Source organism: Streptomyces griseorubiginosus, assembly GCF_036345115.1.
Classification (GTDB): Bacteria; Actinomycetota; Actinomycetes; order Streptomycetales; family Streptomycetaceae; genus Streptomyces; species Streptomyces griseorubiginosus_C.
Genome location: NZ_CP107766.1, coordinates 9,391,292 through 9,406,634 on the forward strand (window position 1 = coordinate 9,391,292; position 15,343 = coordinate 9,406,634).

General features: G+C 69.9%; 11 protein-coding genes. 4 read left to right on the forward strand and 7 right to left on the reverse strand.

All coding sequences use genetic code 11. The features are described 5' to 3' along the window. The first annotated feature begins 23 nt into the window (after positions 1-23). Complete coding sequence (locus OHN19_RS42285) at positions 24-854, forward strand: phosphotransferase (protein WP_330269312.1); 831 nt, start codon at positions 24-26, stop codon at positions 852-854. A gap of 15 nt (positions 855-869) precedes the next feature. On the opposite strand, the gene OHN19_RS42290 is transcribed toward OHN19_RS42285, so the two are convergent. Next, complete coding sequence (locus tag OHN19_RS42290) at positions 870-1,631, reverse strand: nuclear transport factor 2 family protein (RefSeq protein WP_330269313.1); 762 nt, start codon at positions 1,629-1,631, stop codon at positions 870-872. A gap of 38 nt (positions 1,632-1,669) precedes the next feature. Further along, positions 1,670-2,536 (reverse strand): SDR family oxidoreductase, encoded by an 867-nt coding sequence (locus OHN19_RS42295; RefSeq protein ID WP_330269314.1) that lies wholly within the window; start codon positions 2,534-2,536, stop codon positions 1,670-1,672. A gap of 106 nt (positions 2,537-2,642) precedes the next feature. Here OHN19_RS42295 and OHN19_RS42300 point away from each other — a divergent pair, with 106 nt between their 5' ends. Continuing rightward, positions 2,643-3,557 (forward strand): AraC family transcriptional regulator, encoded by a 915-nt coding sequence (locus OHN19_RS42300; RefSeq protein WP_330269315.1) that lies wholly within the window; start codon positions 2,643-2,645, stop codon positions 3,555-3,557. Positions 3,558-3,751: 194 nt separating this feature from the next. Further along, complete coding sequence (locus OHN19_RS42305) at positions 3,752-5,815, forward strand: alpha-L-fucosidase (RefSeq protein ID WP_330269316.1); 2,064 nt, start codon at positions 3,752-3,754, stop codon at positions 5,813-5,815. 59 nt (positions 5,816-5,874) lie between these two features. Here OHN19_RS42305 and OHN19_RS42310 read toward each other — a convergent pair whose 3' ends face one another. After that, entirely contained in the window at positions 5,875-8,988 is a 3,114-nt protein-coding gene (locus OHN19_RS42310; protein WP_330269317.1) for an RICIN domain-containing protein, read from the reverse strand. Positions 8,989-9,772: 784 nt separating this feature from the next. On the opposite strand from OHN19_RS42310, the gene OHN19_RS42315 reads away from it, so the two are divergent. Then, complete coding sequence (locus tag OHN19_RS42315) at positions 9,773-10,318, forward strand: lamin tail domain-containing protein (RefSeq protein ID WP_330269318.1); 546 nt, start codon at positions 9,773-9,775, stop codon at positions 10,316-10,318. A 94-nt stretch (positions 10,319-10,412) separates the two neighbouring features. Here OHN19_RS42315 and OHN19_RS42320 read toward each other — a convergent pair whose 3' ends face one another. The 4 genes from OHN19_RS42320 to OHN19_RS42335 all read right to left on the reverse strand — a co-directional run bounded on the left by OHN19_RS42320 (position 10,413) and on the right by OHN19_RS42335 (position 15,333). Next, on the reverse strand, positions 10,413-11,450 hold the full coding sequence (locus OHN19_RS42320; RefSeq protein ID WP_419249568.1) for an SGNH/GDSL hydrolase family protein: 1,038 nt from the start codon (positions 11,448-11,450) through the stop codon (positions 10,413-10,415). Between the two features lie 194 nt (positions 11,451-11,644). After that, a complete protein-coding gene (locus OHN19_RS42325) occupies positions 11,645-13,318 on the reverse strand; it encodes a glycosyltransferase (protein ID WP_330269320.1) in 1,674 nt (557 codons plus the stop codon). Between the two features lie 165 nt (positions 13,319-13,483). Beyond that, positions 13,484-14,023 carry a GNAT family N-acetyltransferase gene (locus OHN19_RS42330; protein WP_330269321.1) on the reverse strand — a complete coding sequence of 180 codons (540 nt, stop codon included), beginning with the start codon at positions 14,021-14,023 and terminating at the stop codon, positions 13,484-13,486. Between the two features lie 32 nt (positions 14,024-14,055). After that, a complete protein-coding gene (locus OHN19_RS42335; protein WP_330269322.1) occupies positions 14,056-15,333 on the reverse strand; it encodes a cellulase-like family protein in 1,278 nt (425 codons plus the stop codon). Positions 15,334-15,343: the final 10 nt, after the last annotated feature.

Below are 15,343 nucleotides of genomic sequence, written 5' to 3' on the forward strand. Positions count from 1 at the left end.
GCCGCCGCCGGTAGCGTGAGCGCATGACGGCAGAGGGCGGGACGGGAGATGACGGGACGGGAGAGGGCGAGGCCCTGGTCGGGGGCATGGCCAACGCGGGCGCGGTGGTCCGGCGCGGTGCCGTGGTGGAGCGTCCGGCGCCGGCCACCGCACCCGCCCTCCATGGCTATTTGCGCGCACTCAGGGAGCACGGATTCGACGGTGCTCCCAGCCCGGTCCGGCTCACCGCGGACGGTCGCGAGCAGCTGACGTTCATCCACGGCGACGTCGCGCTTCCGCCGTTTCCCCGCTGGGCGATGACCGGGAGCGCGTTGCGATCCGTCGGAGCCCTGCTGCGGCGCCTGCACGACACCAGCGCGACCGTCGCGGTCGACCCGGACGTCGACTGGCCCCGGTCCATGGCCGACCCCGAGGGCGGAACGATGCTGTGCCACAACGACGTGTGCCCGGAGAACGTCGTCTTCCGCGACGGACACGCCGTGGCCCTGATCGATTTCGACCTGGCGGCTCCCGGCCGGGCGGTGTGGGACCTCGCCATGACCGCTCGCTACTGGGTCCCCATGCTGGATCCCGTATCCGCGGCCGCGCTGCACCCCGCCGACCTGGACATCCCCGCGCGTCTGCGGATCCTCGCGGACGGCTACGGCCTGTCCCCGCAGGAGCGGGCTGAACTCCCCGGTGTCATCGAACAGGCCACCGCGTCCTGCCGGGCCTTCGTGGCCGGCCGGGTGGCCGACGGCGACCCGGTCTACACCCGGGCGCTGTCCGAGCGCGGCGGTTGGCGGCGTTGGGACAGCGTCCAGGCGTGGCTGGTGGCGCACCGCGGGGTGCTCACGGCCGCCCTGTCGGCATGACCGGAGGGAGGCCGCTCAGAACAGGCCGTTGCCGTGCGGCAGTTCGGCCGGTACGGGCGCGATGACGTCCCAGTGCTCGACGATCCTGCCGTCGGCCACGCGGAAGAGGTCGTAGTAGGCGACGGGCACCCCGAACTCGCCCTCGGACTGCGTCAGGACGAACTCGCCCTCGGCGATGACCCGGTGGACCTTCTTGTAGACGAGGTTCTTGCCCTGCTCGGCCCACTTGGCCGCGGCCGCGCCGAATCCGTCGAGGCCGTCGGCCGCCTCGGTGTTGTGCTGGTGGTAGGTCTCGGTCGAGAGGTAGTCGGTGAGCACCGAGTAGTCGGCGCCGACGAGGACCTTCTCGGCGAACTCGGTCACCAGGGCCCGGTTGGCATCGGTCCTGACGGCGTCCGTGACCGCGCCGGGGCCGTCGGTCTGGGACCGGCCGGAGACGGTGTCCTCGACGAGTGGGGTCAGGGCGTCCCAGTGCTCGGCCAGCTTGCCGGCGGCGTCGACCCGGAAGATGTCGAACCCGACGAGCGGGTCCGGGCCGAAGCCGTGGTACGTGCCGTGCAGGGCGACCAGGTCGCCGTCGGCGATGACCCGGGCGCCTTCGTAGCGGAAGTCCGCACCGAGACCGGCGACCAGCGCGCGCAGGGCGTCGGGTCCGTCGCCGGCGAGGGCGCTGTGCTGCCTGTAGTCAGCGGCCACCCAGCGGTCCACGGCGGAGGGGTCCTTGTCGCCGAACAGCTCGGTGGTGGCCTGGAGGACGGTGTTCTTCACCTGGTTCATGACGGTCTTCCCGGTTCGATGAATGGAGGTACGGGAGCTCAGCGACCCGCGTCGCGGACGACTCGGGCGAGGGGTGTGGCGGGGTGGCCGGTGAGGCGGGGGACGGCGTCACCGACCCCGTCGAGTTCGCCGGACGCGATGGCGGTGTAGGTGGAGACCCAGGCGTCCACCTGCCACGGCGGCGCGCCGTAGGTGGCACGGGAGCCATAGGCCTCCTCGACCGTCTCCGGGCGGTACGTGACCGCACGCCCGAGCTCCTCGGACAGGATCGCGGCCGCCTCGTCCAGCGTGAGGGACTCGGGGCCCGTGAGGTCGTAGGTCGCGCCGACGTGGTCCTGCGGCCCGGACAACACCGCGGCGGCCGCGTCGGCGATGTCGTCGTGGGCGACGAACGCCGCCCGTCCCTGCCCGGCCGGGCCCCGGATGACGCCGTCCTCGCCGACCAGGTCGGGGACGAACTCGGCGTAGAAGTTGTCCCTGAGGAAGGTGTACGCCAGGCCGGCGGCGCGGATGTGCTGTTCGGTGTGGAAGTGGTCCCGGGCCAGGGTGAAGGTGGCGTCGGGGGCCGCGCCGTAGAAGGAGACGTACACCAGGTGCCGCACGCCCGCCTCCGCGGCGGCGTCCACGAACGCCTGGTGCCGGGCGAGCCGGTCGCCGCTCTCGGAGGCGGAGACCATGAAGACGGTGTGGATGCCGGTGAGGGCCTCGCGTACGGCCTCACGGTCGGCGTACTCACCCCGTACCGCCACCGCGCCGGGGAGCCGTGGAGCGCGCTCCGGACTGCGGACCAGGAGTTTCTGCGGGGCACCCCGTGCCGCCAGTCGCCGGGCGACACGCCCGCCGAGCCGACCGGTGGCACCGGTGACGGCGATCGTGGGGAGGGTTTGCGTGGAGGGCTCGGACATGACGTGCCCTTTCTTTCCGAATCTCGCCTGGAGGATGTTCCTTTTCCGCGTCGGCACGACCAACTTACGAACGACTCAGGCGGGAAGCCGGATAAAGTTCCGACTGATGATGGTCAAAAAGCGACACGATTCCTCGTCCGAGATTCCCGAGGTCCCGTTCGCGGCGCCCGCGGGCACCCCGGCCGGTGTCGAGGTCATGTCGCTGGCGGAGCTCAGGCGCAGGGTCCCCGAGCAGGCCCTGGCCCGGCCCCAGCGCCCCGACTTCCATCACCTGCTCACACTCGGCGCGGGCCGGCTCAGGCACGTCGTCGACTTCGAGGACTGCACCCTGCGGCCCGGCTGCTGGCTGTGGGTGCGCCCCGGGCAGGTGCACCTGTGGGGCGACCTCACCGAGGCCGAGGGCACCCTGATCCTCTTCCGGCAGGACGTACTGGACCCGGCCACGGCCACCGCCGCCCGGGTCGACGATCCGCACGCACCGGCCGTCACCGTCCCGGTCGCCGCCGACGCCGAGGCGGTGACGCTGGCCGCGGACCACCTGAGCCGGGAGTTCGGGGCGCTCGGTCAGCTGCCGCTCGACGTGCACGTGGCGGCCCTGCGCCACCTCCTGGCGGTCCTGCTGCTGCGGCTGTCGCATCTCACCACCCCGCTCGCCGGCCCCGCGCCGGAGCCGGACGAGACCTACCTGCGCTTCCGTGACGCGGTCGAACGCCACTTCACCGTCACGCGGCGCGTCGCGGACTACGCCGACATGCTCGGCTACTCGGGGCGCACCCTGGCCCGGGCGAGCCTGGCCGGCGCCGGGCTCGGCGCGAAGGAGTTCATCGACCGCCGGGTCGTGCTGGAGGCGAAGCGGCGGCTGGCCCACGGCGACGAAACCGCCGCCCAGATCTCGGACCACCTCGGCTTCGTCACGCCCTCGCAGTTCAGCAAGTACTTCATGCAACGGACGGGCAGCTCCCCGATCGACTTCCGCAAGGCGGTCCGAGGACGGGCAGCCGCGGACGCGTCGGCGGATTGATCCGAGCAATCCCAAGGTGCGGGCCGTGATCACGGTGTGGCGGTCGGACTGCTCCAGATCACATATGCGGTCTGAACAGGATGAATTGACGAATTGTCACGCCCCCTCTGGACGCCACGGTGGACGGGGTCTATAAATTCATCCGATGTCGCGCCCCGCCTCATCCAGCACCCCCAGGATCCAGGAGCCGCACCATGTCCTCTGCGCCCCTGAGCAGGCGTTCTCTGATCAAGGCTGCCGCCCTCGCCGGAGGCGTCGTGGCCTTCGGGCTGCCGCAGGCCCTGTGGCCCACCACCGCCGCGGCCTACACCGTCCCCTCCAAGATGGACTGGTGGTACCAGGCCCGGTTCGGGATGTTCATCCATTTCGGGTCCTACTCCTCCCTCGGCCACGGTGAATGGGCCTTTTCCAACGAGAGCTGGTCCAAGGCCGACTACCAGACCCAGGTGTCCGCCGACTTCAACCCCACCGCCTTCAACGCGGCCACCATCGCCCAACTCGCGGCGGACGCCGGCATGAAGTACCTGGTGATCACCGCCAAGCACCACGAGGGCTTCGCCATGTGGGACTCGGCCGTCCCCGGCTTCACCGACACCACCGGCACCAAGCAGTACAACCTGCACGACTACGCCGGTGTCCAGGGTGATCTGCTGGCGGCGCTCAAAACGGAGTGCGAGGCGCGAGGCGTCAGGTTCGGGCTCTACTACTCGATCCTGGACTGGAACCACCCCTCCCAGACCCTCCGCGGCGGCGGTCTCACCACGATGGCCTCGACGGCCGCCCGCACGGGTTACATCGCGGACATGAAAGCCCAGCTGCAGGAACTGCTCGACCGCTACGACCCGGCGCTCCTGTGGTTCGACGGCGACTGGTTCGGCGAACCCGCCGCCCCCACCCTCCAGGACTGGTGGCTCAAGTCGGACGGTGTCGACCTCTACAACTGGCTGATCGCCCGCAAGCCCGGACTCGTCGTCAACGAACGGGTCAAGCGGGACCTCGGTCTGGGCGACTACGCCGTCGCGGAGTTCGGTGTCCCGAGCGCGCCACTGGACCGCCAGTGGGAGCGGTGCGACACCATGAACGGCGCCTGGGGCTACAACTCCAGCCAGGAGAACTCCTACCGGCCCGTCAGGGACTTCGTGCAGGAGCTCGTCACCTGCGTCTCGCGGGACGGCAACTTCCTGCTGAACATCGGCCCCAAGGGCGACGGCTCGGTCACCACAGGATCCGTGACCGTTCTGCGCGGCCTGGCCTCGTGGATGGCGACGTACGGCGACAGCGTGCACGGCGCTCTGGCGAGCCCCTACGCCACCGACCCCGCCTGGGGGAGGGCCACCAAGAAGGACGGCAAGCTGTACGCCCACGTCTTCAACTGGCCCACCAACGGCGTGCTTCAGATCCCGGCGCTCACCAACACGGTCAGCCGCGTCTACCTCATGAACAACCCCTCGGCCTCGCTGACCTACTCCGTCAGCGGCGGCCAGATCAACGTCACCGTGCCGGCCACCGCCCCGGACGCCAACGACTCCGTGGTGTGCGTCGAGGTCAGCGGTGTCCCCACGGCCGTCGGCGGAGCCGGGGTGACGGTGTTCCGGGACGTGAACTACGCCGCGGCGAGCACCGTCCTGAAGCTGGGCACCTACACCTCCTCCCAGCTGTCGACCGCCGGAGTGGGGCCCTCGGCCATCTCCTCATTGCGGGTGCCCCAGGGCTACCAGCTGACGGGCTGGTCCGGTGACAACTTCACCGGCACGGCCTGGACGTTCACCGCGGACAACCCCGACCTGCGGGTGACCGGCAACAACGACGCCATCGTCTCGCTGAAGGTCACGTTCAATCCGGCCACGTACTTCCGGCTGACCAACGTCACGGACGGGCTGGCCCTGGACAGCGGCGGCAACGTCGCCAGTGGCTCGAACCTCAAGCAGTGGACTCCGGTCGCCAGCACCAACCTCCAATGGCAGGCCGTCGACCTCGGCACTGGCTACTACCGGCTGGTCAACCGCACCAACGGCATGGTCGCCGACGGCTGGGGCTCGACCGGCAACGGGGATCCCGCCCGGCAGGCGGCCTGGAACGGCGGCCCCAACCAGCAGTGGCAGATCACCGACCGCGGCAACGGCCAGTACTCGATAGCCAACCGCGCCACCGGGCTCGTCCTCGACGGCGGCGGACAGGTCCCCTCCGGGTCCGTGACCAAGCAGTGGACCTGGGTGACCAGCACCAACCTGCTGTGGACGTTCCAGCCCGTCTCCTGACGACCCGTCCGCCGGCGCCGACGCTGTCCGCTCGTCGGCGCCGGCGGACGCAGGAGCCGTCAGTCCTTGCCGGAGAGCCTCCAGATCTGGTTCTTCTTGGTGGTCAGGGTGGTGCCGGTGTCGCAGGTCCACTGATGGACGAGGGCGCCGGGCGCGGTGGAAATGGTGCTGACGTCGACGCACTTGCCGCTGTGCACGGCGACGAGCTGGTAGTCGTGGCTGTTGCCGAGCGCGGTCACCGGCCTGAGCGTGAATTGCTGGTTGGTGCCGTTGAGGCAGGTCCACTGTTGTACGGCGGCGCCGTTGGCCGTCGAGAAGCCGCTGACGTCCAGGCACTTGCCGCTGGAGTGGTCGACGACGGTGTAGGTGTCGGTCGTACCGGCGACGGGGTGGAAGTCGAAGACCTGCTCCTGGCCGCTTCCACAGGTGTTCTGCTGGTACTGGGTGCCGTTGGCGGTGGACTGGCCGGGATCCTCGAGGCAGAGCCCGCTGTGCTGGGCGACGGCCGTGGAGGAGAAGCCGGCCGCGGCGCCGATGTGCAGGGTCGCGGGTGCGAAGGAGACCTGGTCGAGATGGGGCGCGGAGCTGGAGCGCATGGGCTGGCCGATGTCGCTACCTCCGCCGGAATAGACCACGCCGATCGTGGTGCCGTCCCAGTTGTAGAGCTGTGAGGCGGTGAACTTGACGCTGTTGGCGCCCTTGGCGAGGGTCACCGGGACCGTGTAGTCCTCGAACTGGTTCCAGTGCAGGGTGCTCGCGAAGTTGACGCGGGTGGCGGTGCCACCGTTGACGCTGACGTCGGCGTGCTCGGCGTACAGGTCCGGGTTGTAGTGGTTGGAGGGCAGTTCCTCGGCGTTGGCGTAGTGCATGGTCATGGCGTAGGTGCCGGCCGTGGGCGCGTTGACGTTGAGGGTGAGGGAGTTGGCGGTTCCGTTGCCGATACCGGCGGCGACGCCGCCGTTGGCCTGGCTGTAGGTGGTGTCGACCGTCGCCGTGCCGGTGAGGGTGCCGTTCTCGGCCTGGTAGGTGACGACGTTGCCGGTCGTGACGGCGGAGCCGGCGCCGAACGGGGTCACGGCCAGGTCGTCCAGGGCGAGGGTGCCGCTGCTCCCGGTCACCTTGACCTTGTTGATGCCGCCGCTCAGGTGGACCCGGTTGGTGGAGGTGGACCAGGCGCCGGTCGTCGCGCCGGAGAGGGCCTGGTCGTTGACGGTCCTGCCGTTGACGGTGAGGTCGGCCTGCCCGGTGTTGCGGAAGCGGGCCGTCAGGTCGGCGTAGCCGTCGCGAGCCGAGTAGACCCAGAACGTGGCGGACTTGCCGGCGCTGAGGTTCACCGCGCCGGCGCCCGACTGACCCTGCGAGGTGTAGGTGGCGGTGGCGCTGTCGGAGAGGTTGGCCTGCTCGGCCTCGTAGAGCGTGGTGCCCTGGACGGAGGCGTCCTGGTACTGGAGGTCGATCTTGTCGATGATCGCGTCGCCGACCGTGGTCGCGCCGTTGTCACCGGTGGTGGCCAGGGTGAGGGTGTGGCTGCCCGTGGTGAGGTGCACGGTGGCGTCGGCGTGCCCCCACACGACCCACTGGAAGCCGACCGGGATGTCGATCCTGGTCGAGGCGCCGCCGTCGACCCGCGCGTAGATGTTCGTCGGGCCCTTGACGTCGGCGTCCTTGGCGTAGCTGTTGCCGAACACCGAGAGGGTGTAGTCACCGGTGGTGGGGACGGACACCGGGAAGGAGATCACCGTGGTGGAGCCGGTGCGCAGGCCGCCGACGTCCTTCGTGCCGGAGGTGGCGAACTTGCCCACATTGCCGGTCGTGCCCTCGGTGTTGATGTTGTACCCGCTGCCGCTGAGCGTGGCGTTCTCGGCCTCGTACGTGGCCCGCCAGGTGCTGTCGGAGGCGGTTGCGCTGCCGGTGCCACCGGGGGAGACGATGACCTGGTACGCGGACATCGCGTCGAGGCTGATGGGGACCGTGACCGAACCGTCGGAGCCCACGGCGACGTCGGCGTCGGAGAGCCGGGTCGGGGTCGCCGCCGCGCCGATGTAGCCGCTGTAGCGGTCCTGGAACACGCTGACGTGCACGGTGCTGCCGAAGACCGCGGGGTCGATGTTCTTGATGACCGTGTTGGAGTCACCGCTGGTGCCGCCCCCGGCGAGGATGACGCGCGCCTGCTTCTTGGCCGTGTCCAGACTCGCCAGCCCCTGGAGGGTGTACGCGGCGTTGGCTCCGGTGCTGGTGACCTTGACGGTGTTGCCGCCGCGCAGGGAGCTGTACCAGTTGTACAGCCACCACTGGGCGTTGGGAGTGTTCTGGGCCGCGGCGGAGTCACCGAGGTTGCCGTTGATGTTCCAGTACGGCAGGTTGCCGTCGATCTTCTCGTCCTCGATGCCCGCCATCCACTGGACCATCTGGCCGGGGTCGGTGAGGTGGTAGCGGTGGGCGTACTCGTTGAGGTTGACGGTGATCGGGGAGGTGATCCCCGTCGCGGTCTCGGCCGCGCGGTAGGCGTCGACCGTGCTGCGCACGTCCGCCGGGCTGCCCAGGGTGTGCCAGGTCACCACGTCGGGCAGGCAGCTGTTGGCCTTGCAGTAGGTGAGGAAGCTCCTGAGGGCGGAGTCGCTGTAGCTGGAGAGGTTGGGCCCTGCCAGGCGGGCCGTGGGCCAGATGCCCTTGATGAAGGTGTAGGTCTGAAGCCACTCGGCGTTGAAGTTGGCCTGCGCGGTCGTGTTGGTGCGCATGCCGCTGAACCAGTTCAGGTCGGGCTCGTTGTAGGGGATGAAGACGATATGGCTCGCGTGGGGGTCGGCCATCGCCTGCTGGACCTGGGTCTTCATGGTGGCCTGGTAGGCCGGGTAGCTGGTGCGTTCGTAGTTGGCGCGGTACACGTCCGTCATGTAGATGAACTCGTCCCCGCCGCCGCTGTCGACGAAGGGCGCGGCGATCTCCAGGGCGTCCGACCCGGGGTGCTGCTGTCCGTCCTGGTACTTGGTGTTGGTGGTCTTCAGCCCCATCCCCTCGATGAGGTTGTCGGTCGGCACGTCCGGGCCGTACAGGCCGTACAGGGCGCCGGAGGCACCGCCGCGGAAGGCTCCGGTGGTGGCGCCCAGGTCGACGGTGAGAGTGGGCGTGGCGGCGGAGGCCGGTGTCGCGGTCAGCGTGGTGACGCCGGCCATGACGGTCAGCGGAAGCAATGTCCTGGTGATGCCGTGGAGAAGACGTCTCGCGGTCAGACGTCTCGTGGTCGAGCGTCTTTGCCCGGTTGTCGGCATGGGCTCGCGTCCCTTCAGGGATAGGGCTGGTTGTCGGTGCGCCGGCCCCCGTGCCGGACGTGTGGGCGAGTACGACTCGCTCGTGGGCCGGGCGACGGCGTAGCCGGTCCCGGCGCCCACGGGCAGGCTCGCGCCGGTGCGTGCGTCGAAGTACAGGGCGAACCCTTGGGGCTTGCAGAAATCATCGAACCGGTTCGCGTGAAGCGAAAGTAGGAACAAGCCGTGCCGCTGTCAACATCTACAACAGTGCCAGTTTTAGTCGAACCGGTTCGATGAAGCGCTTCCCACGAGGAGTCGCCGTCCGTCGGCCGATCCGCGGCACCGCGTCGGCAATTCCGCAGGCCCGGTGGCAAAGGATCTGTTACTCACTTTCGGGTGACGGCCCGGTGCGTGTGGGGGTGGCGCGGACTGGCGGTCGGAGGGGGTGGCCAAGGCGCGCACCGGTCGGTGATCCGACAGGGCGTCAACACACTGCGTTCGCCGCATATATGGACGTTGCAGCCAAGCGTCACGGCAATGTGGGCGAAAGGTAATGGAGTGCGCGTATCGCGTTCACGATCTGCACAACAGGGCCATGGTGTGGATGTGCGGCCGACCGGCCGCCACCCGCACACCGCACCCGCTCGTTCCGCCGGTTCACCACCGGGATCCCGGAGCCGGCAGGTGCCCGTACAGCCCAGGGGGCTTTGTGTCTTCTTCCACTGTGACCGCCCGTCGTACCTTTGCCGCCGCTCTCGCGGCCACCGCGATCGTCGGGGCGGTGGCGCTGCCGGCGTCGGCGGCCGACCACGCCCGGCCGCAGCGCCCCAAGGTGGAGATCAGCGCGGTCCAGTACGACTCTCCCGGACATGACGACCGCTCGCGCCGCTCGCTGAACAAGGAGTGGGTGGAGCTGACCAACACCACCCGCCGGGACGTCAACCTGGACGGCTGGACCCTGCAGAACGAGGACGGTGTCACCTACACCTTCGACCACTACCGTCTCGAGGGCCGGGCCACGGTCCGTATCCACACCGGCAAGGGCCACGACACCGACAACGACCTCTACATGGACCGTCGCGACTACGTGTGGGACAACCACAGCGACACCGCCACCCTCCGCAACGACCACGACCGCTTCGTCGACGACGAGTCCTGGGGCCGCCACCACGGCGGTCACGGCGGCCGCGGAGGTCACGAGGGCCGCGGCGGTCACCAGCAGGGAGGCCACGAGCACGCCGGCATGCGCCGCTGACCCGACCGCGCATCCGTCGTACCGGATGACGTCCGCCAGATGAGCGCACAGGGCCCCGACCGGTTCGCCCGGTCGGGGCCCCGCGGCCCGTTCCTCACCATCCCGTTCGCAGGCTCCTGAGGAACGGGGCAAGGCGGTCGGCGATCACCTGGTCGTCGTGAGCCGAGGTGTGCCCGTCACATCCGAGGAAGTCCAGGCCCGCCTGATCGAGGAACCAGTAGTGGACCCCGCGGTCGCCGGCATCATTGCGGGCCTCGACGACCTGCCGCACATGCTCGGCGTTTCTGTCGAAGCCGACGGCCACGAGGGCGGTTTCGACGCCGTAGCGCGTCCGCAGTTTCCGGAGGAACTCGCCGTAGGCGGTGCGGTAGGCGGCCGCGAGGCTGTCAGGCGTCCACGGTTCACCGGGGGTGAGGTCGGAGAAGTCGTTGGAGCCGAGGTTGACCACCACGATCTGGGGGCGCCACGTCCCCGGGTTCTGCCAGACATCGCCGTCCACGTTCAGCAGGGCGCGGTCGTCATACGTCCGGTACGTGACGTCCGGGGAGATGCCGGCGACGTTGCGCACCATGCCGAGGCCGGACAGGCCGTTGATCTGGTAATCGGCTTCCAGTTGCCGGGCGGTGAGGGCGCCGTGGCTCACATCGGCGTTGGTGTTCCGCTTCAGCTGCTCCGGATCGCAGTCCCGGCCGCCCGAGACATTGCCGTAGCCCACCGTGAGGGAGTCCCCGATGAACTCGATCTGGCGGTCCCGTGGTGCCGGCTTGCTCAGTACGGCGCCCCCGGGTGCGGCGACGAAGCCTCCGAACGTGCTGGTGTCCCCCGGGGTGTCGTTGCGTTTGACGACCCGGACCGTGTGCTCTCCGTCCCGCAGGCCGTTGATCCAGTGCGTGGTGTCGCCGGGTGTGACCAGGGTGGCGACGGTGGCCCCGTCGACCTGGACGTCGTAGTCGGCGGCCGCGCAGTCGAGCACCACCCCGAGCCCGGTCCCGCGGAAACGGCCCTCGAAGTACACCCCGGGCCAGCTGAACTGCACCGCCTCTCCCAGGTCCTTCACCCGCCCCGCGGTGTGCACCTGCGCCAGGACACTGTTCCCACGCCCTGGGTTCGGGTTCCCTCCTCGGAAAGTCATCCGTGTGCCGTCTCTCCGTCCCGGCTCGGTGGGTCACGGCCGAACGTCCGACATTCCACCCCTGAACGTCAACCGATTTGACCCCCGGCGGTCGCGGCGCCCGGCACGTCGAGAACACGCACCGGACGCCGCTCCCTCTTCCACGGGGCCTTCTGGAACAGGGCCCAGACGCTCCTGGCCCCCTCCCGCTACGGCTACCGCAGCATCCGGCGCTCCGCCCGGCGCGCCGCGGCGCGGACGTTGTCGCGCACGCCGTTCGGAAGGCGTCGCAGCACCACGCGGACGCCGTGGCGCACCCGGTGGTCGGCGGCCGTGCGCAGCACGACGCGGCGGGTGGTGCCGATCCGGCCGGTGCCGCCGACGGTGAGCCGCAGCTGACCGCCGGGGCCGCCCCAGCCGGGAGAGACGAGGCGCGGTGGGGTGCCCACGGCGATGGCGCCCAGCGAGACGCGGGCGGGGCCCGGGGCCACGGCCAGTCGGGGACGGCGACCGACGCCCAGCAGTTGGCCGCCTGCCCAGACCTGGTGGGCGCCGCTGTCCAGGGGGCTGCCGCCGGCGAGGGTCAGCGGATCGATGACCGTCTCACCGGCGACCACGACCCGGTGGCGGCCACCGCCGAGCGGTTCCAGGGTGGGGGCCAACTCCCCGTCGGGGTACCACCAGTGGTTGTCGGCGGTGTCGTGCACGATGAGTTCCCCGTACGCGTGCGAGAAGGGATCGCGGACCTCCCAGCCCTCCGCCCCCGGGATGCCGTCGAGGAGTTCGGGGTCGAGCAGCGTCCGTCCGCCGCGCTCCACGACGGTCAGCGGCTCGCCGTCGGCCTTGACCATGCCGATCCGGGTCCGGATCACCAGCTTGTCGTTGCGCCAGCGCATGTCGTCCACCATGACCTGCGCCTTGATCCGGTCGGTGCGGCGGGCCAGCTCGATCAGCGAGTCCAGCCGGTCCTGGACGAGCAGCTCCGCACGTAACCCGCTGATCGCCGGGAGGCCCTCGCGCACCCCCGGCGGATAGCTGGTCATCGCCATCCGGCGGACGGTGGTGAAGTACTCCTCCAGGTCCTTCCCGGTGCGCCGGAGCACCCGGGGCTCGCTCACCGGCCGCAGCAGCTCCACCCGGTACGAGCGGCGCAGCAGCCGGTCCTGGAGCTCGCCCGGCTCCGTCCCCTCCTTGATCGCCTCGACGACCTTTTCCAGGTGGCCGTAGTAGTCGTCCGCGGTGACCCGACGGCTGCTGTTGTTGCCGCCGTCCTCACGCCGGTTCCAGCGGTAGCAGGGGTAGTCGCCGAGTATCGACACCGTCTTCGCCCGCACATAGGTGCGCGCCATGAACAACTGGTCCTCCAGCCTGACCCGCCCCTCCGGGAAACGGATCCCGTGCTCGCGCAGGAAGTCCCGGCGGAACATCTTGTGCGGCGTCAGGCTCTCGAAGAGCGGCGCGTCGGCGGCGGTGCACTTCTCGACGGTCCGCTTGAACACGTTGCTGGGCCCCTGCATCGTGCCGTGGACCTTCCCGAGCACGATGTCCGAACCGTTGCGCTCCGCCAGGGCGTACATCCGCTCCAGTGCCTCGTAGGACAACTCGTCGTCCTGGTCGACGAATTGGACGTACTTCCCCCTGGCCCGGTCGATCCCGACGTTCCGCGGCTTGCCCGGCCAGCCGGAGTTCTCCTGCTCGTAGACCCTTACGTGCGGATGTGCTTCGGCCAGCCGTCGAAGGCGTTCGGCCGAGTCGTCCGTCGACCCGTCATCGACGTACACGACCTCGTACGCGTCCGCGCCGAGGCTCTGGTTGACGAGCGACGGCGCGCAACGCTCCACGTAGGGACCGGCGTTGTAGATCGGTACGACAACGCTTACCTTGATCAAGTCTTCCCCCAAAAAACACCTGCGGTCGCTACACCAGACACCTGTTGTTGGGGAGAAGTTGTACGGTCTTTGATAATTGCCTTACGAACCAGCCCACTTGCCACGACTTGGCCGATCAGCGACAGGCCCCCGCGCCCTGGAGGGGGCCCGCGCCCCGGAGTGGGCTCACGCGGACGACGTGGCCGGTGTCCGCATGCCGAGCCACTGCTCGGATCCCCAGGCCTCGAACCGCTCCACCTCGGTGAAGCCCAGCTTCGCCGCGAGGTGCATCGAGCGGTCGTTGGCGGACTGGGTGGTGAGCACGACCGGCTCGCCGGGCAGGACGGCGTCGAACCAGGCCAGTGCCGCCGCGCACGCCTCCGCCGCGTACCCGAATCCCCACGCCCGCGGCAGGAACAGGTAGCCGAGGTCGGCCTTCCCAGCGGCGGCCGGCCGTCGGTGCCCGGTCGCTCTCCTGAGCAGGACATGGCCGATCATCGAGCCGTCCAGCTCGACGACGAAACTGCCCGGCCACCGCTCGGGCACCGCAGGCATCTCGCGCTCGAGTTCGGCACGCGGCCGGGGGCCGCCCAGGTAGGTGTGCACCTCCGCGGAGGCGAGCAGTTCGACGAACGCCGGGCGATCCCGTGCCTCGGGCTCCCGCAGCACGAGCCGCTCGGTCCTGATCGGCTCGGGCGGCCAGGTGACGTGTCCAAGATCTTCCATCGGCGCAACCTAACAGACGGCAGAGGACCCGATCAGGCAGTGGTGACACGGGAGTTGACCCGCCGCATCCACTCCCGGTCGGTGTGCCACATCGGGTGGTGCGGGGCCGCGTTGGAGGTCAGGACGACACCTCGGAAACCCGCGGCGAGGCACCGGTCGACGACGAACTCCGCGATGTCCTTGCCGACGGCGTCCTCCTCGAAGCGTGTCAGCAGCGGGGTGTAGCCGACGACACCCTCACCGAGGACGGCCGGGATGCCGCGGCGGCCGGCGAAGTCGGCGACGGAGTCGACCCACGAGGCCAGCGTGTCCCGCATGGCCTGCCGGTGCGCCGGATAGCCCTCGTAGAGCCACAGGTCCCAGCGGTCGGGGTCGACCCAGTCGTGCGCGTAGAACAGCTCGCGCGGAATCCCGGTGGCGGCCAGTCGCCACGGCTCGTCCGGCTGGTAGTCGGCGAAGGCGGGCGCGTCGGGGCGCAGCATGGCGGCCAGTTCGGGAGTGGGCCAGCTCGCGGTCTCGGGCGCCGCCTCGGTGCCGTGCCCGAGTCCGACCGCCTCGTACAGGGCGCCGAGGACGCCGTAGACGTAGAAGTGGAAGTGTGCGATCTGCGCCCCCTCCGGCAGGTCGTCGATCTCGCTCGGCCAGGGCTCGCCCAGGGAGTAGGTGACGGGGACGGCGGGGTGCCGGGCCTGGAGCAGCTTGACGGCACGGTCGAGTGGGCCGCGCAGGTAGGCGTAGTGGGTGACGTCGTCGCGCGGCACCAGGGAGCAGTTGTCGACCTCGTTGTGCACCTCGACGTAGGCGACCTGGTCGGCCAGTCCGCGCTCGGTGAGGAAGTCGAGGAGTCCGGCGAGCGCCTCGGCCACCGCCTCGGCCCGGTCCGGGCCGGGGACCGCGGCCAGGGCGCGGTGCCAGGCGTCGGTGTCGGCGAAGCTCGGGGACTGCTGGTACTCCCAGGAGGACACGATCACCTTGCAGTCGTGGTGTGCGGCGGCCTCGAACAGCTCGACGAGCCGTCGGCGGCCGTCCAGCGGATAACCGCCGCGCACGTCGTACCAGCGGGTGCGCTGTCCGAAGTCCTCGCCCAGGCCGCGGACCCGGACCGAGTCCGGGTCGGGGACGCGTCCGGAGAACAGCAGGAAGGGCATGGCGCAGACGCGGACGGTGTTGAAGCCCCGGTCCACGGCCTCGGCGAAGGCCCGGTCGAGGTCGGCGAACGGCTCGCCGGGTCCTGCCTGCGTGTACCAGCTGAAGTCCCACAGGGTGATGGCGAGTCGGCCCGTGGTGGCTTGCTGCGGTGCGGTGGTCATGCGGTCACCC

Bases quoted from the DNA above. Each gene is read 5' to 3' on its own strand.
- OHN19_RS42285 (WP_330269312.1), top strand. From the start codon at position 24: ATGACGGCAGAGGGCGGGACGGGAGATGACGGGACGGGAGAGGGCGAG.
- OHN19_RS42290 (WP_330269313.1), bottom strand. From the start codon at position 1,631: ATGAACCAGGTGAAGAACACCGTCCTCCAGGCCACCACCGAGCTGTTC.
- OHN19_RS42295 (WP_330269314.1), bottom strand. From the start codon at position 2,536: ATGTCCGAGCCCTCCACGCAAACCCTCCCCACGATCGCCGTCACCGGT.
- OHN19_RS42300 (WP_330269315.1), top strand. From the start codon at position 2,643: ATGATGGTCAAAAAGCGACACGATTCCTCGTCCGAGATTCCCGAGGTC.
- OHN19_RS42305 (WP_330269316.1), top strand. From the start codon at position 3,752: ATGTCCTCTGCGCCCCTGAGCAGGCGTTCTCTGATCAAGGCTGCCGCC.
- OHN19_RS42310 (WP_330269317.1), bottom strand. From the start codon at position 8,988: ATGGCCGGCGTCACCACGCTGACCGCGACACCGGCCTCCGCCGCCACG.
- OHN19_RS42320 (WP_419249568.1), bottom strand. From the start codon at position 11,450: ATGACTTTCCGAGGAGGGAACCCGAACCCAGGGCGTGGGAACAGTGTC.
- OHN19_RS42330 (WP_330269321.1), bottom strand. From the start codon at position 14,023: ATGGAAGATCTTGGACACGTCACCTGGCCGCCCGAGCCGATCAGGACC.
- OHN19_RS42335 (WP_330269322.1), bottom strand. From the start codon at position 15,333: ATGACCACCGCACCGCAGCAAGCCACCACGGGCCGACTCGCCATCACC.